The organism is Streptococcus parasanguinis (assembly GCF_032163505.1).
Lineage (GTDB): Bacteria > Bacillota > Bacilli > Lactobacillales > Streptococcaceae > Streptococcus > Streptococcus parasanguinis_V.
On record NZ_CP134147.1, the window covers coordinates 1,872,193 to 1,894,760 of the forward strand.

Below are 22,568 nucleotides of genomic sequence, written 5' to 3' on the forward strand. Positions count from 1 at the left end.
AATGTCCTCTTTTATGGGAAATGCAAGACAATTTCCCCTTTTTTATTGATTTCTACTCGACTTAGTAAGAGATTGCGGACCATTTGTTCTTTGGCCGCCTCTTTCATTCGTTCAAAGGATTGGTAGGCCTCTTGGAAAAATTCTACCAAAGGGTTTTTCTGACTGGTGTACTGACCAGAGAGCGCCATGCGCAATTGTTGCAGATAGTCTACCTGCTCAACCCAGTTTTCATCGATAGCTTTTAGGATGGCCATGCGCTGGAATTGGGCGATCACCTCATCGGTGCCTAGGATCTCATACTTAGCTTCTAACTCACTTTTAGCAATCTCCCATAAGAAATTTTCTTTGGTTTTCTTGCTACGGAAGGTTTGGTGGGCCTTTTCTGGATCCACTTGGTAGCTCACATTGTCTAACATATAGCGATAAAAAGCTACCGGTTCCTTGTATTCTTTTTTATGGGCTACACTTGAAAAGACGGAACGAAGCACTTTTTCAACGATATCATCCAAGCGTCCTTCTTGTTTGATCAAGCGGTCGCGCTCTTCGTAGACGATGGCACGCTGAATGTTCATGCTTTCCGCAAATTCTAACGTCATCCGACGACTGGCCTGACCAGAACTTTCACTAGCATTTTGGGCCCGTTCCACCAAGTTTCTATACTTGCGCTTGGTCAGAGCTTTGGCTGAACCAATCCGCTCATCCACATCATAGTCTTGATAGGTATCCTGGATCCAGTCTGGCCCCCAGTTTTTCATCAAATCGTCTTCCAAAGAGACGAAGAACTTGGTCAAACCGGGATCTCCTTGGCGACCTGAACGTCCCCGAATTTGAAGGTCAATCCGCTGGTTCATCATCCGCTCAGTCCCAACAACCACCAAGCCACCTAACTCAGCGACTCCTGGTCCCAACTTGATATCGGTTCCCCGACCGGCCATTGAGGTCGCAACCGTCACAGCTCCTTTTCGACCTGATTCCTTAATGATCTGGGCCTCTCGAGGAGCATTGTTGGCATTGAGAAGATTGTGTGGAATTCCTTCCCGCAAAAGAAGGTTCGAATAAAGAATCGACATTTCAACCGATCCGGCAAAGACCAGAATCGGATTGCCCTTTTCGTGGACCTTCTTCACATAATCCAAGGAAGCCACGATTTTTTCCGGCAAGGTCTGATAGATTTCATCCGGCAAATCCTTGCGGATCTTCTTGCGATTGGTTGGGATCTTGATCACTGACATGGCATAGGTATCAAGAAACTCTGCCTCAGCGACCTTCCCAGTCCCGGTCATGCCACCCAACTTCCGAAACATCTTAAAGAGGTTTTGGTAAGTAATAGAAGCCATGGCCCGTGTTTCTTGGGTCAGCTTGAGGCCCTCTTTAGCTTCAATCGCCTGGTGGAGTCCTCCTTGCAAGCGCGTCATTTCCATCAAGCGACCCGTCGCCTGGTCTAGTAAGACAATCTCCGGTTGCCCTTCAACATTGGGATGAATGACATAATCCTTATCCTTAATAAAGTTTTTATTGGCCTGCAGGGCTAGGCTGATATGGCGGACCAAGTCACGGTATTGGGGATCATAGAGGTTGGGAATGGCTAGAAAGGCTTCTGCTGCATGAGCTCCTTTTCGAGTCAACCAAACTCGTTTCTTTTCTTCATCAAACTTGAAGTCTTCCCCTTCTTTGAAGGTTTGGATCAGGGTATCAATAATCCCATAAAGGTTGGACTGAACCCGAGGAGAACCAGAAATAATCAAGGGAGTCTGGGCACTATCTAGAAGCACCGAATCAATCTCATCGACAATGGCGTAATTGAAGTCAGCTAAAAACTGGCCATCTGCCGAAGCCGTCAAGTTCTCTGTTAAATAGTCAAAGCCCAGACTAGTATTGGTCGTGTAAATGACATCTGACCGGTAAATCTCCCGTTTGACTTCTGGATCTAATTCTTCGTCTTCAGATTGTTTTAAAGGAACGCCGACAGTCAAGCCCAAAAAGCGGTAGACCTGTCCCATCTCTTCTGCATCCCGAGTTGCCAGATAGGTATTGGTCGTAATAACCATGACCCCTTTGCCCTCTAAGGCATTGAGATAAACCGGCATAGTTGCCGTCAAGGTCTTTCCTTCACCGGTATTCATTTCAGCGACATTGCCTTGGTGGAGGACAATTCCTCCCATGACTTGCACGTCATAAGGAAACATGCCCAAGACCCGTTTATCAGCTTCCCGCGCAACCGCAAATGCTTCCGGCAAGAGATCATCCAAGGTCTCGCCCTCTGCTAGTCGTTCCCGAAATTCCACAGTCTTCTCCTGTAGTTGTCGATCCGTCAAGCGGGCCATGTCATCCTTCCAGCTATTGACTTCTTTTAAGATTTTTTTGATGTTTCTTAATTTAACGTAATCCAATGTAATCCTCTTTTTTTGCAGTGATGTTCGTCTATTCGAGAACTTCTGCTCCCTCAGACGATATTGGTTGAATCGTGAAATAGTGGAAGGTAAACTCTTGCAAACCTGCACTAAGCAAGCGTACTTCATAAGCGTATGCTTGATCTGGATAGGTAAACGGCAAGCGACCTTCTGCGGTTACTCGACGGCCAACGACCTCTCCAAAGCGATCTTTGAAGACGATTTCTACCATAACGGTATGAGCAGGAGTCGCTTCCATCGTGATAACCAATTCATAATCTTGCTCTCTTTTGAGCAGGGGCAGACTGGGAATTTGACGAGTTGCGCCAAAATTTGTCTGCGAATGCCAAGTTTTCAGCACTTGACCAGATGGCATGAGGGGGTTCTGAAACTGAACGCTTCCTTGGTCAGTCGCTTGAATGGTCGACCCCCAAAGATAATCTGCCAGAACGGTATCGCCCCAGTAGATTCGTCTGCTTTCATTTTCTTTTATTTTTATCATTGGTTTCTTCCAAAGTCTCTTTCCATGATTTCTTTGTACTGGGTCACAAACCACTCAATGATCGGACCACTCGCATCATTGTGTCGACCGGCGCGGCTAGTACTGATAATACGAACCGGCAATTCATACAAGGCCTCTAAAATATCTGGATAAGCTTGCTGGTCGTAGTCATCATCCCTCATATAGGCAAGGGCTAAAATCGTATCCTTGAAATCTGCCTGGTCAAACCGGTCCCAGAAACGTTGATTGAGCTGACCGATCCCTTCTTGCGACACTTGACCAATGATCAACTGCATCATGTCTAGGGATGTTCCAAACTCATCTGGGCGTTTAAATTTCAGGTTGGCAGCGACATCCCCCAGGTTGACAATAGGTTTTCCGACCAAGATCGCATGAGGAGAATAAAGAGCCCCATAGTAAAGGGCACCAAAGGTCCCCATGGACAAGCCAGAGAAATTCATATCTTTTGGCTCAAAGCCGAGCAAGTCCAAGTGCTGATCAATAAAAGCAGTGATTTGATTTTCCAATTCTTCTGAGCCCATATAGAAGGATCCACCTTCCAGTCTTGGGTCAGAAAAGAGAATAAAGGGACTCCCCATCGCACGCATCATCCCAAACCCTTCAAAACCTTCAGCCGGACGATACCCAGAAAAGTAAATGTTTAAAGGTGGCTTCATATCGCCAGGATGGAAATAAGCAAAAATTTCTTGGCGTTTGTGGTCCCGTAGCGTCTTAGCTCCTACGGTCATCTCTCCTAAAGGACCATGTGACAAGCGCTTATGCAAGGCTCCGATCGTAAGCGTCCCTTCTCCTTTTGCTTCCAGCGAAAAGGCTAGGTAATAAGGTTCTGCTCCATCCAATTCTAGTGGTTGCGCCATCTCTTCTTCTGAAAAGACTGCATCTTTGACCCACTCTCCCAGAGCACCAAAGCGGTAAAATTGAATCCGCAATTGCAGCTGACAGCTTGGATCTTTTTCATATTCCAACCAAAAATTGATGGGACGGCTAGCATCATACACGTAGTTGTAGACCCACTGAGCAATCGGTGTAAACTCTTCACCGTATGATCCATCTAGCTTCAGAAAATGTTGCCCCAGCACCGTTTGCTGGCCAGCAAAATCAGGTCTCACTCGCAGGTCACGAACCGTAAAGGCATCTCCATATTGATTGTCGTATAAAAAGCGGTCTAAGACATAGAGAAATTGATGTTTGTTTGAGAAATCCCAGGGTTTTGCTTGCTTGAGCCTGAAGAGGTGGGCCAATTCGTCAGAAGGCGCCTCTAGTTCATGGCTTTGATCATAAAAAACAGTATAAGGCTGGAAATAAGCCAGGTCTTCTCCTAAAGCTAATAAATCTTCTGGCTTTTCTAGGATCAAGGCTTTGAATTTGGAGATTTCTTCTTCTTCCATATACTCTTTGAGCGATGGAAGAGTGGTTGCTTGAAAAAAGTGCCAGCCTAGTCCAGCAGGAAGCTCCACCTGATCCTGCCAACTGCTTGAGCCGATTTGGAGAATATGGGGTATTTGTTGTTTTTTATCCATGACGTTCTTTCATCCATCCTTCCCATTTCTCGATCAAGCGTTGACCGGTGTATTCTTGAATTTTTTCGATCGAGTAGACCAAGGCTTCGTTCCAAGGCTTCAATTCCAATAAAAAGTGAGTAATCGCCTTTTCTAATTCCTTGTCTCCCTTTGATAAGACATAGCCATTTTTCAAATGATCGACATATTCTGTCTGGACGCGGTTGACCTGTGGAATCCCAGCAGAGATCCCTGCAATCTGCGTGTAGAGGTTGGGTTCCTCGCTTAAATCTACGATCAAGCGGGTTTTTTCCAACTCTTGAATAATGTCATTTTCATTTGAAAAATTCTTAACTACAAAGCGATAGTCCGGTGCGTCTTGTACGGACTCTTCATCGATAATCTGGTTTTCCCCAAGCCCTTCCATTTGGGCTGGTGATTGAACCAGATGCAAGTCCTGCTCGCTAGCGATCAATTCCTCGAGTTGCCCTTCTAATTCCTTAACACGCTCCGGTGATCCATTGTAAAATGCAAAAACAACTTCAAATAAAGGATGTTGCGCCAAGACCTCCAAAACCTTCTTGAGCTGGCTCTTACTTGGAAGCTCGACTTCATTGACATAAAAGTAAATCTTCGATTCCTTGCGCTCCTGACTAGAGCCCAAACGGAGGCGGGAGTCAAAAGAGGTAATCCGGTGTGTCTTCTGAGCCAAGCTAGGAGAAAAGACCCCAATCGCTTCTTTGGTTTTTTCACTATCTGTAATCAAGAGCTGAGCATCAATCATATCAAAATAGAGGGCAAAGTTTTCGGCAGACAAGGGCTGGCGATCCCCGTAGAAAGACAAGACTTTCTTAACACTACTTGCTGTATCTTGTAAAAAAGCCAAATTTGCTGGATGAGCTGCCAAAACCAACTGATCTCGTCCTGGAACCAAGGTTGCTAGCTGCTCCTTCATTTTTTCAGCGACAACGTCTCCCATATTGGCATAGCTTTCTTTTTTGAAGGCATGAAAGAAAGCTTCATTAACCATGACGGAGTGGTTCTCTTCGATCAACATCTCTCTCAAAACCCATTGCCCATCAAAACTCAGATACTCTTGGAAATAGGGTTTTCCCTCATTGTAGTAGATTCTACTAGAGATAAAGCCACGATCATCTAAGTACTCGATGTAGCTGATCTCGTCATTCTTATAACGGGTCAAAGAGAGAAGGTTTCCATCCACTCCCATATCAATTTTCGCTAGGTGGTGGCCCTTTCGAAACGCCATCACCAAAAAGGGAGTATAGGAAAAAGTGGTCTCACTCGGCCATTCGATGTCCTGAAGCTGAACTGGGCGCATAGCCAAATCAGACGGAACCTGTTGGATCTTATCAAAAATCGATAGCACATCTGTCTCTAACAAATCTTGGCGGTGTAAAAAATAGCGCAGTTGTGGACTATATTGAGGCAACAATAAGATCCGATCCATTTCTGCTTCTTGAAAAATACGAACTTGATTAATGGTATCGTCAAATTCAATGGACTCTCGCATCCAGTACCAAGGGGTAGCTGTTTGCTGCCAGATGCGGTCCGTTCCATACCAGGCTGGTACAAAATAATACATGGTTACTCCTAGAATATTCTTGTATAACGTTGATTCACACGAAGGGCACGAATTTCTTCTCGGATATTGTAAATCATCCCGACAAACATGAGGAAGGTTCCTGGAATCATGGTCAAGCGCAAGAGATCCTTATCCCATAACAAGAGAGAAAAAGGAAGCGCCGTGAAAAGGATCAGATACAAGGTCCCAAAAACCGTCAAGCGTAGCACAATTTTATTGATATAGCGACGTGTATCTGCTCCAGGATAGACATGATCGATATACTCGGAAGCCTTCATCATCTTATCTGCAATTTCTTCTCCATTCACATTGACAAAGGCGAAAGCAAAAGAGAGAAGGGCGATCATCAGAATGTAAAGAAGAATCCAAATCAGATCTCCCATCACCAAGTGTTTGGCTAAACGAGCAGCCCACTTGGCATTGGAATCCATAGACAAGATCAAGAGCATGGCATACTGAGGAATGGACACCAAGGTCATGGCATACATGAAGGGCATCCCTCCTGCAGGGTTGAGCTTGATATCCAAAAAAGTATAACTTTTCAAATTGTTGTGGATCCCTAATTTATTGACAGGAATCTGGTACTTGGAATATTCCACCAAGACTGCCACATAGACAAAAATCAAGATGAAAATCACACCCAGAACATAAGCGATTTCTGGGATATTGTTGACATTTGAAAGGGTCTGCATCACGTCTTCTGGCAGGTACATAACCATCCCAGCCATCATGATCACCACAGAACTTCCAAGCCCCAAAGCGGCATTTAGATCGGAGAGCCAAACTAAAAAGAAGGCTCCGGCTACCATAATCATGGTGTTGACCGCAATGACAAGTCCGGAGTTCAACCCTGTCTTCAAGGGGAGATACATGGCCACTGCCAAAGACTGGACGATGGCGAGCGCCAAGGTCACGTACATCTTTCGCCGCTCCACTATCTCCGTGCTGGTTTTTTCAAGGTTAAAGCGTTTTGAAACGGTAAACATCCGCCACAAAATCATGGAAGACATCCATGGCGATAGACCGATCGAAAAGATCGACATTCCGCGGAGGTTTCCCCCCATCACAGCGCTTGAGAGCTGCAAACCCGTTGTCGTTCCCTCATTGAGTCTCAGGGCCTTTGATAAGTCAACAAAAGGCAGGGAAATTTTACTTCCCAAAACATAAATAAAGACGAAAAATATCGTCCAACAAAATCTCTTTCCTACTTCAGATCGTTTTAACATTTCTTTTAAACTTTCTCTTACTCATTTTGACTCTTCCACCTGGGAAACAGCCTTAAAATATGTGCCTTTAGAGCATTTTATCTCAACTTATTTTACCATAATTTGCGACTTTTCCAAACTCATTTGTCACTAATATTTGATAATATTTCAATTTCCCCATTTGGTACCGTATTCAACAAAAAATCCTTCAGATGTTTATCTGAAGAATCTTGTTTACTTGGATATTATTCTCCTAAAGCCATGATGGTATCGACAAATAATTTCTTTGTAAAATAGCCATTGCGGATCAAATAAGAAGTATATTGAGCCTTTCGGACCATTTGAGCATACTCTTCTTCTGTACAGTCTTGGACCAAACGATTGGCTTCTTCAAGACTGGAAGCTACAAAGCCGAGTCCTTTTTCTCGAATATAGTCTGCATTTGACAAATAGTCTGGCACTACTACCGGAAGACCTGCAGATAGATAAGTCGATAGTTTGTAGGAAATATTTTCTTTGTAGTAATCCCGCTCATCCTCAGGATTCTCAGAATTTCCCCAGACAAGCCCAAAACCACCCTTGGAAAGCTCGAGAAGCAACTCTTGCTTGGTCCGCCAGCCTTCCATATGGACCTTAGAATAATCGACTCCTTCAACTGGTTCGGTATAGACATGAAGGGGTGTCTCATATTTCCAATCGATGATATGTGGGAAACGCGACGGATTCCCTGAGAAGATCAGTTTTTTCTCAAATTGTGGAGTATAGAGATCCAAACTGTGGGTCAAATCCCACAACTTTTGGACCACATATTTTTTCACTGTGAGTCCTTCTGATACTAGACGATGGTACATTTGCTCTGACGGAACAACGACCAGATCACTCTGATTGTACATGTCGATATAGTTAGGCATTAGATAATAATTGCTCTCAAACATGAGTGGTGGGACATCATGGATAAACATGACCAGCTTGGTTTGAAGGAGTTTTAACTTATCAACCAAACGGCGGTCCCACTCAATTCCATTCCAAGAAGGAGATTGAACGAAGACAATATCCCCAAAAGCAACGCCTGCTAAAATCCCATCCATTCGCGAGTTCAATTCGCTAGCTGGTTCATTGCTATGATCATAAAAGTAGATCCCTAATTCATTAACCCCAAGTTCACGAACGACATTCATAATATCGTTTTGTGCCATCAGGGCAACACTTTTCGAAGATTGCCCAAATAGATTTGTAAAATGGATTTTCATCTCTTTCCTCTGACTCTTCTTTTTTAATCCCATATTTTCTGAAGATATGAAGGCAAACAGAGCTTTTCACAAAGTAACCTTTTTCATATCCCTCAACGAAAACTTCCTCATTCATTATAACATATTTCCCAACTTCTTAGACATTCGAGATCAATAAAAGACCGGTTTATTCCGGTCTTTTAAGGTTTTATTTGCCATCTTTTTTCCGAATTCCTAAAAGGGCTAATCCAGACAGAAGAACGGAAACTCCTGTAGCAAGAATATTAGATGAAGGATGGGCACCTGTCTCTGGAAGAGCAGGTTCTGAAGAACGCGTTGCAGTTAGCGAGCTTGTGTCTGATGGAGATTCTGAGTAAGAGGTGCCAAACGAAGACACGACAGACTCCGAAGAACTTGTCACAGCAGAGAAACTTGACGCATAAGACACACTGATCCATTCAGAAATTTCCTGCGATAAGGATTGACTCTCTGTCGATGATGCGCTTATAGAATCTGAAACACTCGTCAAAGGAAATTCAGATACTGGCATGGACGTTGAAGCAGATTCGCTTGAAGAAAGGAGCGAAGTTGATTGGCTGTAGGAGTCTGACTTCGATAGTGAGGCTGACGCTAGAGATTCTGAATAGGATGTCCATTGTGAAGCAGATAGACTCTCAGAAACGGATCGAGAGAACGATCTAGACTCTGAAACCTGCGATGCAGCTACAACATGAGAAGTTGAAGCTGATTCGCTTGTCGAAGCAGAAGCTTGCACTAATGAATCTGATTGGCTTGCAGAAACGGACCTGCTGGCCGATAAGGATTCCTTAATCAACGACTCTGATTGACTGGCAGAGATAGATTCTTGAGCCAATGAATTTGATTCACTTGCCGAAACGGATGCTTGTACCAAGGAGTCAGATTGACTTGAAGAAACTGATTCTTGTACCAGTGAATCGGATTGACTCGCTGAAACGGATTCCTGAACCAAGGATTCTGATTGGCTTGCTGATACCGATGCTTGAGCCAACGAGTCTGATTGGCTGGCAGATACTGAGGCTTGAACCTGCGACTCTGATTGACTGGCCGATACAGACTCCTGAACCAATGATTCCGATTCACTCGCAGAAACTGACTCTCGCACCAACGATTCTGATTGACTCAATGATGTTGATTGCAAATCAGTCGATACTTGCGATTCCGACTGACTCATTGAATCAGAACGAGAAAAGGACATAGATTCTGTAATTTGAGACTTAGATTCGATATCAGAAGTAGATTGCGATTGACTTTCGGAAACTGATGCTTGAATCAAGGACTCAGATTGACTCGCGGAAACTGACTCTTGAACTAGCGAATCGGATTGACTCGCGGAAACCGATTCTTGAATCAGCGAGTCTGACTGACTGACAGATACGGATGCTTGGACTAATGAGTCTGATTGACTAGCTAAAACGGATTCTTGTACCAACGAGTCTGATTGACTGGCTAAAACGGATTCTTGTACCAACGAATCTGACTGACTAGCGGAAACTGATTCTGACAGCTTTTTGCTCATCGAAATAGATTGTGACAAGGAAATCAGTTGAGAAACCACTTCCTCCGATCCAACCGCTGATGTCGATTGCGATTGAGACACAGAAATTGATTTGGATACTAAATTCGATAAGGATTCCGACTGACTCAACAAAACTGATTTCGAGGCTTTTTCAGATTCACTCTTAGATACTGATACTGCCTTTGATTGTGAATCTGATTGACTTGCAGAAACCGACTCTTGAACCAACGAATCTGATTGACTAGCTGAAACGGATTCTTGAACTAGCGAATCGGATTGACTGGCCGAGACAGACGATTGAACCAACGAGTCTGACTGACTGGCGGAAACTGAGGCTCGAACCAAGGAATCTGATTGACTTGCTGATACCGATGCATGAACCAAAGACTCTGATTCACTAGCGGAAACTGATTCTTGTACTAACGAGTCTGACTGACTTGCAGAAACTGATTCTTGAACCTGCGAATCGGATTGGCTCGCAGAAACGGACGCTTGAACCAATGAATCTGACTGACTCGCTGAAACGGATTCCTGAAGCAACGAGGCTGATTGACTTGCTGAAACGGATTCCTGAAGCAACGAGGCTGACTGACTAGTAGAAACTGAGGCTTGAACCAGCGAATCGGATTGGCTTGAAGAAACTGATTCTTTAATCAAGGAATCGGATTGACTCGCTGATACCGATGCCTGAATTAATGACTCTGACCGACTTGCAGAAACCGAAGCTTGAATCAAAGACTCTGATTGACTTGCAGAAACTGACGCTTGAACTGAAAACTCTGATTGACTGGCTGAAATCGACTCTTGTACCAACGACTCGGATTGGCTTGAAGAAACTGATTCTTTAACCAAGGAATCGGATTGACTTGCCGATAAGGATTCCTGAAGCAAGGATTCTGATTGACTCAACGAAACGGATTCTGATAGCTTTTTGCTCATCGAAATAGATTGTGACAAGGAAATCAGTTGAGAAACCACTTCCTCCGATCCAACCGCCGATGTTGACTGCGATTGAGACACAGAAACTGATCTAGATGCTAAATTAGATAAGGATACCGACTGACTCAACGAAACAGATTTCGAGGCTTTTTCAGACTCACTCTTAGATGCTGATGCTGCTTTTGATTGTGAGTCTGATTGACTGGCAGAAACAGATTCTTGTATCAAGGAATCTGACTGACTGGCAGAAACAGATTCTTGTATCAAGGAATCTGACTGACTGGCAGAAACGGACGATTGAACCAAGGATTCTGATTGGCTTGCGGAAACCGATTCCTGAAGCAACGATCCAGACTGACTGGCAGAAACGGATTCTTGTACTAACGACTCGGACTGACTTGCTGAAACGGATTGCTGAACCAAGGACTCTGATTTGCTTGCAGAAACCGACGATTGAACCAGGGATTCAGACTGGCTGGCTGAGACTGATGCCTGAAGCAATGACTCTGACCGACTTGCAGAAATCGAGGCTTGAACCAAGGATTCTGATTGACTGGCGGATACAGATTCTTTAATCAAGGACTCGGACTGGCTGGCCGATACAGATGCCTGAACCAGCGAGTCTGATTGACTGGCGGATACAGATTCTTTAATCAAGGACTCTGACTGACTTGCGGAAACCGATTCCTGAACCAACGATTCAGACTGACTGGCCGATACCGATGTTTGAACCAACGAGTCGGATTGGCTTGCAGAAACTGACGCTTGAACCAGGGATTCTGATTGGCTAGACGATACAGATGCCTGAATCAAGGAATCTGACTGGCTTGCCGATACGGATTCCTGAAGCAAAGACTCTGACTGACTCAACGAAACGGATTCTGACAGCTTTTTGCTCATCGAAATAGATTGTGACAAGGAAATCAGTTGAGAAACCACTTCCTCCGATCCAACCGCCGATGTTGACTGCGATTGAGACACAGAAATTGATCTAGATACTAAATTAGATAAGGATACCGACTGACTCAACGAAACAGATTTCGAGGCTTTTTCAGACTCACTCTTAGATGCTGATGCTGCTTTTGATTGTGAGTCGGATTGACTCGCTGAAATCGACTCTTGAACCAGCGACTCAGATTGGCTTGAAGAAACTGATTCTTGAACCAACGAATCAGACTGGCTGGCCGAAACGGATTCCTGAAGCAAAGACTCTGACTGACTTACTGAAACCGACGATTGAACCAAGGATTCTGATTGGCTAGACGATACAGATGCCTGAACCAGCGAGTCTGATTGACTCGCAGAAACTGATTCTTTAACCAGCGAATCGGACTGGCTGGCTGAAACTGACTCTTGAATCAACGACTCTGACTGACTTGTGGAGATCGATTCTTGAACCAACGAGTTGGATTCACTTGTCGAGACAGATTGTGACAAGGAAATCGAATCTGAAACTAGAGATGCTGACGTTGAAGCTGAGAAACTTTGAGACTGTGATGCAGATTCTGACGACGTCATTTTCCGATAATAATAATTCACGCTCGTCAATGGATTTGAAACCACTATTTTTTGAATGGTTTGTTTAAAGTTAGAAAAACCTTCTGCACCTTGAGGGGTCGCATCTTCTCCGACAATCATAGTCTGATTGTTACCGAGAAAAGTTGATTTTGGAAGCTCTGTGAATGGTTTTGGAACTGTATATTCTGTTCCTGTATTTTCATCAGTGTAGGTGACAGTTTCTTTAGCCGAAAACCATCCGGTGATCTCCAACTCAAAATGACGATCATCCACCCGTTTTGGCGTAACATTCAAGAAATAATCTTTGTTCTTACTTTCAACTTTACGCGTTCTACCTAAATCAGAGAGGGCATCTGAAGCATCTTGTTTAAACTCTTTTTCATAAACAAGGGTATACTTGTCAAATACCGGCTCATTCCCGACATCGAGATTCGAAACGTTATAGACTTTGGAAGGATCCAGAACGTAGTAACGAAGGATGTAGTCACCGTTTTGACTGGTTGTAACAACTTCACTTCTTATAAAATGCTCACGCGCATTTCCATATAATTCCACTCGGCGTGTGCCAACCGTACTATTGTCAAAGATCCCCGTTGTTGCTTTTTGAGCCGAGTTCACTACCGGAACCTTGACATATCCTGCAATATCACGAGCATTGGAGGCCGTATAATGCTGACCTTCAATCCCGTATTGGGTATACTCTGCTAAGACTTCTTCCTTCCCAGTTGGCGTGTATTCTCCATCGACCCATTTGCCTGCTGGATCTACCACTTTGTAGAAAGTCGACTGGTGCCCCCACATAGATGGAACCTTGATTTCAGCTCTCGAAGTCAATAGTTCCCCCTGTTTTGAAGGGTTCATCACATCGTATACATCTCGTACAAGGAAACTTGTCTCTGGGCTAGCATAAGTCCCTAGATAAACGTTCCCAGGTTTCCCATCATCAGACTTGCTATAGGCAAACATATTCCCAAAAGGAGCTTTCTTAATCAACACTTCTTTAGGTAGTTGGAACTGCGTGCCACCAATGACATTGGCAGAGAAGGTTTGAGAGAAGATCTCGGAACCATCTGATTTTTTCACAACACGGAAATATACATCATTTCCCACATGCGTATTCGGATCGGTATCGGTACGATCGATGGATAAGGTCGCATAATAGCCGAGTGATTCTCCTGTTTTATTAACAAAATCCCAAATCCCAAAGGTATAGCGAGTCGCATCCGTATCCTTCTTATAAGCAGCAATTTCTTCAGGTGTTTGGTTAACATAGCGCTTATCGATATGAGGATCTTTGGCAACATTTGTAGCTGTTAGAGGGGCATCTTCAACACTAGCACCGTTGCGATCATCCATGTTTGGTGTAATCTCTAGTTCTTTATTACTACTCTTAGCCACCTCAGCAATGGGAGCCAACTGAGCAGAGATCGCAGGTTTCCCATCTACATTTGTATTTCCCACAAAACCTGCAGCTGTCAAGGTCGTCATCATCTCATCGACAGCTTTCTCCAAGCGATCGCGCTGGTCAGCATAAGCTTGAGCGCTGGCATTGGTGTGGATCAAGTTATTGCTTGCAGTCACTTCAGCCTGCACTTTGTTAATGACAGCTTCGACCACTGCTCGACGCTCAGTGTCCGTCATTTTAGATGCGTAGTTTCCTGCAATTTCTTGGAGCAATTCAGCTTCAGAGGTATTTTGTTCCAAAACAACGGCTTCTTCTAAACTAGTCGGCTCCTCACCAACCACCTCTGACTCTAAAATTTGAGCAGACTCGCTAAATGCCGTTGATAATGGAGTTGATCCAACTTCACTCAAGGACAAAGAAGTAGATTCACTGATCGAAGCAGACGCACTAACAGATGTAGACAAACTAGTGGATTCTGAAACAGAGCTGGATTCTGAAGACTGGGTAGAGGTATTTCCTAAGACCACACTATCTACTTCTGCCAAGGTTTCCTGTTTTGTCTCGGAAACCGTTGGTGCAAGTGATGTTGCATCCTCCGCCTTAGCAGTCGTAGCAAGTACAGCACCACCAAATACAGTCCCTACCGTAATCAAACCTTTTAAGAAGGCTTGGTTATGCTTTTGACTTTCTATTTGATCTTGCTGTACGTTGTCAATGATGGTCTCCTCCACTTGCCCACGCACCACGCGAAAGAGGCCTAGAGCAGCCGTTGATGCCCGAAGCCAATTTTTTCCTGATTTAATTAATTTGAAGCGTACGACACGATCTGTTTCACGAAAGTTTCCTTTTGAACGCTTAAATTGCATGATATTCCCCTTACATTGTAGTCATTATTAATTATACAGGAATACTACGTAGATTCAAGTAATTTGCTACAAAAAACTTATATATTATCGTTTAATTTTCAAATTTTTTTGTAACACATAAAAAATAATTCATTCTACTAGTAAAAAAGTGAATCTCCTATGAGATTCACTCGAAAAAATGATTTTTCCTACTAGATCAGTTCCCCTTCTTTTTACGTCGGGTAAGTCCAGCAATTCCAGCTAACCCTGTAACTAGCCCGAGAAGAGCTGATGTTACAGATCCTGTTTCGCCAGTATTTGGAAGCACCACAGACTGGCTGTGTTTTTGTGATCCACTTGCCGATTCTGATGCAGACAATGACTCTGAATGAGAAATTGATTGGCTCATTGAGTTAGAGTATGAACCGCTAGCAGATGTTGCTCCTGATTGTGATTGACTCACTGAAACTGAAGTACTTACTGATGTTGAAGTTGATTCAGGTGCAGAGGTACTCAATGATGCTGACTCAGATGCAGATACTGATGTCGAAACTGAAAGCGAAGTAGAGACTGACTGGCTTTCTGATACTGAACTGCTCAACGATGCTGACAATGATTCGGAGGTCGAGATTGATTCAGACGTTGAGACTGATTCTGAGGTAGACGCTGACACAGACGTTGATACTGATTCCGACGCTGATACTGACTCTGACGTTGAAACTGACTCTGACGTTGATGCTGATTCTGATGTTGACGCTGAATCGGACGCAGAGGCTGATTCTGAGGTTGAGACTGATTCGGACGTCGAAACAGATCCTGAGGTTGAAACCGACTCTGATGCAGACACTGATTCAGAGGTTGATGCTGATTCAGATACAGAAACCGATTCGGACGTAGACAATGATTCAGACGTTGATGCTGACTCAGATGTTGAAACTGACTCAGACGCCGATACTGATTCAGATGTTGAAACTGACTCAGACGCCGATACTGATTCAGATGTTGAAACTGACTCTGAGGCTGACAATGATTCGGATGTTGATTCAGACTTGGATGTCGAAACTGATTCTGAAGTTGAAACCGACTCAGACGTTGATGCCGATTCAGACGCTGACAATGACTCAGATGTCGAGATTGATTCAGACGTTGAAACTGACTCAGAGGTAGAAACTGATTCAGAAGTAGACACTGATTCAGATGCTGATACTGACTCAGACGCAGAAGCTGATTCGGATGTTGATACTGACTCGGATGTTGACACTGACTCGGATGTTGATACTGACTCTGACGTCGAGACTGATTCAGAAATAGACACTGACTCAGATTTCGAGATTGATTCTGACGCTGAAACCGACTCAGACGTAGATGCTGACTCAGACGATGAAACTGACTCTGATGCCGAGACTGATTCAGAGGTTGAAACTGACTCAGACGCAGATACTGATTCAGAAGTAGACACTGATTTGGATGTTGAAACCGACTCAGAAGCTGAAATTGACTCAGATGTTGAGACAGACTCGGATGTAGAAACTGACTCAGAGGTTGAAACTGATTCTGAGGTAGATGCTGACTCTGATGTCGAGACTGATTCGGATGTTGATACTGATTCAGATGTTGATACTGATTCGGATGTAGATGCAGATTCGGACGTTGAAACCGACTCGGAAGCTGACGCTGACTCGGATGCTGAAACTGATTCTGAGGTTGAAACTGATTCTGATGCTGAAACTGACTCTGAAGTCGAGACTGATTCGGACGTAGAGACCGATTCAAAGGTTGAAACTGATTCTGAGGTAGATGCCGACTCGGATGCTGAAACTGATTCAGAGGTTGAGACTGATTCGGATGTTGACGCTGACTCAGAGGTCGATACTGACTCTGATGTCGAAACTGATTCAGACGTTGATGCTGACTCAGATGTCGAGACTGATTCGGACGTTGATACTGACTCAGACGCTGAAACTGATTCGGATGTTGAAACTGATTCTGAGGTTGAAACCGATTCGGATGCTGATACTGATTCGGACGTTGAAACCGACTCAGACGCCGACACTGATTCTGAGGCTGATGTTGATTCGGACGTTGAAACTGACTCTGACGTTGATACAGATTCTGATGTAGATGCTGACTCTGATGTCGAGAGTGATTCAGAAGCAGATGCAGATTCGGATGTTGACACCGACTCAGATGTAGATATCGACTCAGATGTAGATATCGACTCAGACGTCGAGACTGATTCGGACGTAGATACTGATTCGGACGTAGATACTGATTCGGACGTAGATACTGATTCGGACGCAGAAACTGATTCAGATGTAGACACTGATTCAGATACAGAAACCGACTCGGATGTTGAGACTGATTCTGATGTCGAGAGTGATTCAGAAGCAGATGCTGATTCGGATGTTGATACTGACTCAGACGCAGAAGCTGATTCAGAGGCTGACGCTGACTCAGATGCAGAAACTGATTCGGATGTCGATTCCGATTCAGACGTAGACACTGATTCAGATACAGAAACCGACTCGGATGTCGACATTGATTCAGACGTTGATACTAATTCAGATACAGAAACCGACTCGGATGTCGACACTGATTCAGACGTTGATACTGATTCAGACGCTGAGACTGACTCGGAATCTGATGCTGACTCAGAGGTTGATGCTGATTCAGAAGTTGACGCTGACTCGGACGCAGAGGCTGATTCTGACATTGAAACCGACTCTGAAGTCGAAACTGACACCGAAGCAGAGACTGACTGACTTTCAGATACTGAGGTGCTCAACGATGCTGACAATGATTCAGAGGTCGAGATTGATTCAGACGTAGATACTGACTCAGAGGTAGAAACTGATTCAGAAGTAGACACTGATTCAGACGCTGATACTGACTCAGACGCAGAAGCTGATTCGGATGTTGATACTGACTCGGATGTTGACACTGACTCGGATGTTGATACTGACTCTGACGTCGAGACTGATTCAGAAATAGACACTGACTCAGATTTCGAGATTGATTCTGACGCTGAAACCGACTCAGACGTAGATGCTGACTCAGACGATGAAACTGACTCTGATGCCGAGACTGATTCAGAGGTTGAAACTGACTCAGACGCAGATACTGATTCAGAAGTAGACACTGATTTGGATGTTGAAACCGACTCAGAAGCTGAAATTGACTCAGATGTTGAGACAGACTCGGATGTAGAAACTGACTCAGAGGTTGAAACTGATTCTGAGGTAGATGCTGACTCTGATGTCGAGACTGATTCGGATGTTGATACTGATTCAGATACAGAAACCGATTCAGACGCTGACAATGATTCAGATGTCGAGATTGATTCAGACGTAGAGACTGATCCGGATGTTGATACTGATTCAGATGTTGATACTGATTCGGATGTAGATGCAGATTCGGACGTTGAAACCCACTCGGAAGCTGACGCTGACTCGGATGCTGAAACTGATTCTGAGGTTGAAACTGATTCTGATGCTGAAACTGACTCGGATGTCGATACCGACTCAGACGTTGATGCTGACTCGGATGCTGAAACTGATTCAGAGGTTGAGACTGATTCTGAAGCAGAGGCTGATTCGGACGTTGAGACTGACTCGGATGTCGACACCGATTCAGACGTAGACACTGATTCAGAAGTTGACACTGATTCAGAAGCTGACGCTGACTCAGACGCAGAAGCTGATTCAGAAGCTGACGCTGACTCAGACGCAGAAGCTGATTCAGAGGCTGACGCTGACTCAGATGCAGAAACTGATTCGGACGTTGATACTGACTCAGACGCTGAAACTGATTCGGATGTTGATACTGATTCGGACGCTGAGACTGACTCAGAGGTTGAGACTGATTCGGATGTTGATACTGATTCAGATACAGAAACCGATTCGGACGTTGATACTGATTCAGACGCCGACAATGATTCAGATGTCGAGATTGATTCAGACGTAGAGACTGATTCGGATGTTGATGCAGATTCGGACGTTGAGACCGACTCAGACGTCGATACCGATTCAGAGGCTGAAACTGACTCAGAGACTGATGCTGACTCAGAGACTGATGCTGACTCAGAGACTGATGCTGACTCAGAGACTGATGCTGACTCAGAGGCTGACACTGATTCTGATACAGAAACCGATTCAGACGTTGATACTGACTCGGACGCAGATGCTGACTCAGACGTTGATACAGATTCTGATGTAGATGCTGACTCGGATGTTGAGACTGATTCAGATGTTGAAACTGATTCAGATGTTGAAACTGATTCAGACGCTGACAATGACTCTGAAGTCGACACCGATTCAGACGTTGATACTGACTCAGATGCTGACAATGACTCAGACACCGATACTGATTCTGATACAGAAACCGATTCAGAAGTCGAAACGGACTCGGATGTTGAAACTGATTCAGACGTAGACACTGATTCAGACGTAGACACTGATTCAGATACAGAAACCGACTCGGATGTTGACACCGATTCAGACGTAGACACTGATTCAGACGCTGAGACTGACTCTGAGGTTGATGCCGATTCTGATGTCGATGCCGATTCAGAGGTTGAGACTGACTCAGAGGTTGAAACTGATTCTGATGAAGATGCTGACTCTGATGTCGAAACTGATTCAGAAGCAGAAGCTGATTCGGATGTCGACACCGATTCAGAGGTAGAAACCGATACCGAAGTAGAGGCAGATTGGCTCTCCAATACGGAAGTGCTCAACGATGCTGATTTTCTAGCGGACTCACTCAAAGATACTGATGCAGACTCAGACTGCGATTGACTCACTGATTTTGAAGCCGACTCGCGAGTCGATTGACTTAGTGACTCTGATACCGACTGTGAAAGCGATGCTGATGCTGACTGACTCACTGAAACAGAGGCGCTCGTTGAAGCGGATGTCGAACTTGAGACAGACTGGCTAACCACTTTGGATACACTTGCTGATACCGAAGCAGACTGCAAGCCACTGACACTTGCGGATGCTGATTCCGAAACTTTCACAGATTCAGATTTTCTTGTCGATACAGATTGACTCGTTGAAGCGGATTGAGATTGAGAAACCTCCTTGCTCAACGATTGACTGCGAGATAAACTAGCTTGAGCTGAGACACTTGCAGAAGCTGATTGGCTTAGTGAAGCTGACAAACTTTGTGAGCGAACCGAGCTCAGTGACTGGCTCAATGAAACGCTCTGCTGAGCCGATACGCTCTGTGATTGCTTCGCACTTAAGGACTGACTGATCGATTGCGAAGTCTTCGTAGATGCACTCTGACTGTTTGATACAGACTGGCTGTGATCACTATCTGACAATTTCACAGCTACAACATTGGTCGTACTATCTTTATAAGTAATGGTGACTGTACCATCACTATTAACCGTATAGGACTTAATCCGGTTGGCCACCTCTGGGTTGACTGCCGATACAGCTGCAATCACCTTGCTCTTATCTGCATCTGTCAATGCAGTTAGACTCGTCACCTGAATAGTGCTTGTCGGCGCCACACCTGGCGTACGATCAGCGAGACGCCCTTGGGTAATCCGAATCTCACCCAAACCGTTTGGACGGTTCATATTGGAGGCATTGTCAATAGCCGCGACGTTGCGTTGCCATGTATTTCGGTAGGTATGGTAAAGGTCATCCTTCAAATGAATGGTCGTTGTGATGGTTGCAGGGTTCGCACTGGTAGCCGTAATATCTCCCGTGATAGGAGCAATATCACCTGTCCCATACTGGCTGCCACCAAAGAAATTCCCGTTCAAGGCATTGTCGTTCAGATCCGCTCGTGCAACGACTTTCATTTCTTTCAACTTGCCACTATCGTCCGTCGCTGTAAAGGTCACAACCGCATCATCACCAGCGTAAATAGTATAATTCTTCCCACCACCTTCAAGAGGGGTTGATTTCGGTTCCACACCATTGACGGTCAACTTAGCCGTCACTTCAGGACGTGTGGCATCTGTTACAGCAACCATGTTACTGGCATCGGAATAAACTGCATGGTCCCCATACAGAATGCGAGCCTTAGCCGTTACGCCACCCGTTTGCAAGGGAGCATTCGGTGTTACGATCGCTTGTCCAGAAGCATCTGCCACAGCTGTTCCCACTTCGTCGTCATTATTGTATAGAACGACTGTAGAACCTGGCTCAGCTCCCGTCACCGTTACAGGCGTCTGTGTGTAAGCCTTATCCAATAATCTCGTTTCAACAGTTGGTGCTGCAAGTCGCTTCACTGGAGCCGTCACATCATTTGTAGTGTTATCTTTATAGGTAATGGTCACCACACCAGATGATGAAACGGAATAAGATTTAAAGTCCTTTGAAGTGGCAATATTGGGGTTAGCAGTCTTAAACGCTTCCCAAATCTTCTCTTTTTCAGCCTGGGCCAAGTTAGTAGTATCATTGACAAAAGTCGCTGTCGTCACAGCCGTAATCGGATTACGAATGCCATCATTTTGCGGCAAAACCTGAATGCGTAGCGTTCGTGTCACTGACTGCCTAGCCGTATTGGTCACTACAAAAGAAACATTATAAATTTTCCCAGGCGTTACGACCTCTGTCTGCCCAACAGTTCCCATGATATTAAAGGCCACTGCACTATTTTTCAAGGCCGACGTCTGAGGCACATTGATGCCATTCACACGATCACTACCAGAAGCGTAGCCAATGCTCTTAATACTATTTCGTGTAGGAATGGTTTCCACAACATTATAAGCCTGATTAATGTAATCAGAGTTATAAACAGAAATCAAGGCATTGTTGGCTGGCCCTAAATTATACTGGGGTGCACGGAGACTGGTATCAGCATCTATACGATTCCCGTTACGTGGATCCCGTTGGCCAGATGTCGCACGAAGCACCGCATTGGCCAAGCGATTGCGAGCACTCTTTGCTTGACTTTCTACAGCATCCATTTGAATTGCGGGATTGGACAAACCAGTACGAATAGCTTCTAAAGCCAGATCTCCACTTTCAATAGCAGATTCCGTCCCAGGGATTTCCAAAGCCTGCGCACGATAGGTGTATAAATCCAAAGCCAAAACTTGCAGACGCTTCACCTGGTCTTCCGAGCGAGTGTTTTGAGCCTCTGCTACTTTCTCACTCGTTTCAGGAGTAGCTACATGAATAGCATCATTCTCCGAGAGAGTGCTACTAGCAAATTCTGATGTGGACTGACTCGCTGAATTACTAACAACATGTGATTCGCTCAAAGAAACCGACTGAGACAAAGAAAGGCTGTCACTAGCTGACTCTGAAAATGAGATGGATTCACTCATGGAGTGATTCGCTGACACAGAGTCTGTGGTAGACGTCGTTCCCAAGACAAAGCTATCTTGTCCAACCACACCGGTCGATGGGCTGATTTCAGACCCAACAGTCGCATTCATTTCATTTTCCTCGGCAAATACTGGATTGGCAACCGTTGTCGCCCCAGCCAGAGCCCCTAGCACAACCATCCCTTTGACCAGATCCGCAGGCATAGAGTGTGATGATGCTTCGTATTGAACCACGATGTTTTCATCCACACCACCTCGCATGACACGAAATAGGCCTAACCGCGAGACAGATGCCCGTACCCAATTCTTTCCTGATTTGATTAATTTATAACGTGTGATTCGTTCCGTTTCGCGAAAATCACCCTTCGAACGTTTAAAAAACATGTCCGCTCCTTAAAAATAAGATATCGAGTTATTATACACTAATTTTCCCCAAAAGTAACTAATTAAGACTAGTTTTTAACATAAAAAACAGCACACAAAAAGAGAACCCGGAGGTTCTCTTTTTGGATCCTTTTTCATTTCCCACATACCTGAAATGACCGAATCAAATTAGGATAGAA

General features: G+C 44.7%; 8 protein-coding genes. All 8 read right to left on the bottom strand.

Annotated elements, in window-relative coordinates:
- Window positions 1-11: 11 nt before the first annotated feature.
- Complete coding sequence (gene secA2, locus RIN70_RS09325; protein WP_080713437.1) at window positions 12-2,396, bottom strand: accessory Sec system translocase SecA2; 2,385 nt, start codon at window positions 2,394-2,396, stop codon at window positions 12-14.
- A 25-nt stretch (window positions 2,397-2,421) separates the two neighbouring features.
- The gene (asp3, locus tag RIN70_RS09330; RefSeq protein WP_021153996.1) at window positions 2,422-2,892 is read right to left on the bottom strand and encodes an accessory Sec system protein Asp3; all 471 of its coding nucleotides are present in this window, start codon (window positions 2,890-2,892) and stop codon (window positions 2,422-2,424) included.
- Entirely contained in the window at window positions 2,889-4,433 is a 1,545-nt protein-coding gene (gene asp2, locus RIN70_RS09335; RefSeq protein WP_195623590.1) for an accessory Sec system protein Asp2, read from the bottom strand. The genes asp3 and asp2 overlap by 4 nt, the downstream gene beginning before the upstream one ends.
- Window positions 4,426-6,015 (bottom strand): accessory Sec system protein Asp1, encoded by a 1,590-nt coding sequence (gene asp1, locus RIN70_RS09340; protein WP_195189319.1) that lies wholly within the window; start codon window positions 6,013-6,015, stop codon window positions 4,426-4,428. Before asp1 ends, asp2 begins: the two co-directional genes overlap by 8 nt.
- Window positions 6,016-6,023: 8 nt before the next feature.
- On the bottom strand, window positions 6,024-7,241 hold the full coding sequence (gene secY2 / locus RIN70_RS09345) for an accessory Sec system protein translocase subunit SecY2 (RefSeq protein WP_195623591.1): 1,218 nt from the start codon (window positions 7,239-7,241) through the stop codon (window positions 6,024-6,026).
- A gap of 224 nt (window positions 7,242-7,465) precedes the next feature.
- The gene (locus tag RIN70_RS09350) at window positions 7,466-8,470 is read right to left on the bottom strand and encodes a sugar transferase (RefSeq protein WP_070659278.1); all 1,005 of its coding nucleotides are present in this window, start codon (window positions 8,468-8,470) and stop codon (window positions 7,466-7,468) included.
- Between the two features lie 187 nt (window positions 8,471-8,657).
- Complete coding sequence (locus RIN70_RS09355) at window positions 8,658-14,735, bottom strand: accessory Sec-dependent serine-rich glycoprotein adhesin (protein WP_313790558.1); 6,078 nt, start codon at window positions 14,733-14,735, stop codon at window positions 8,658-8,660.
- Window positions 14,736-14,931: 196 nt separating this feature from the next.
- The gene (locus tag RIN70_RS10365; RefSeq protein WP_390897815.1) at window positions 14,932-22,389 is read right to left on the bottom strand and encodes an accessory Sec-dependent serine-rich glycoprotein adhesin; all 7,458 of its coding nucleotides are present in this window, start codon (window positions 22,387-22,389) and stop codon (window positions 14,932-14,934) included.
- Window positions 22,390-22,568 lie beyond the last annotated feature (179 nt).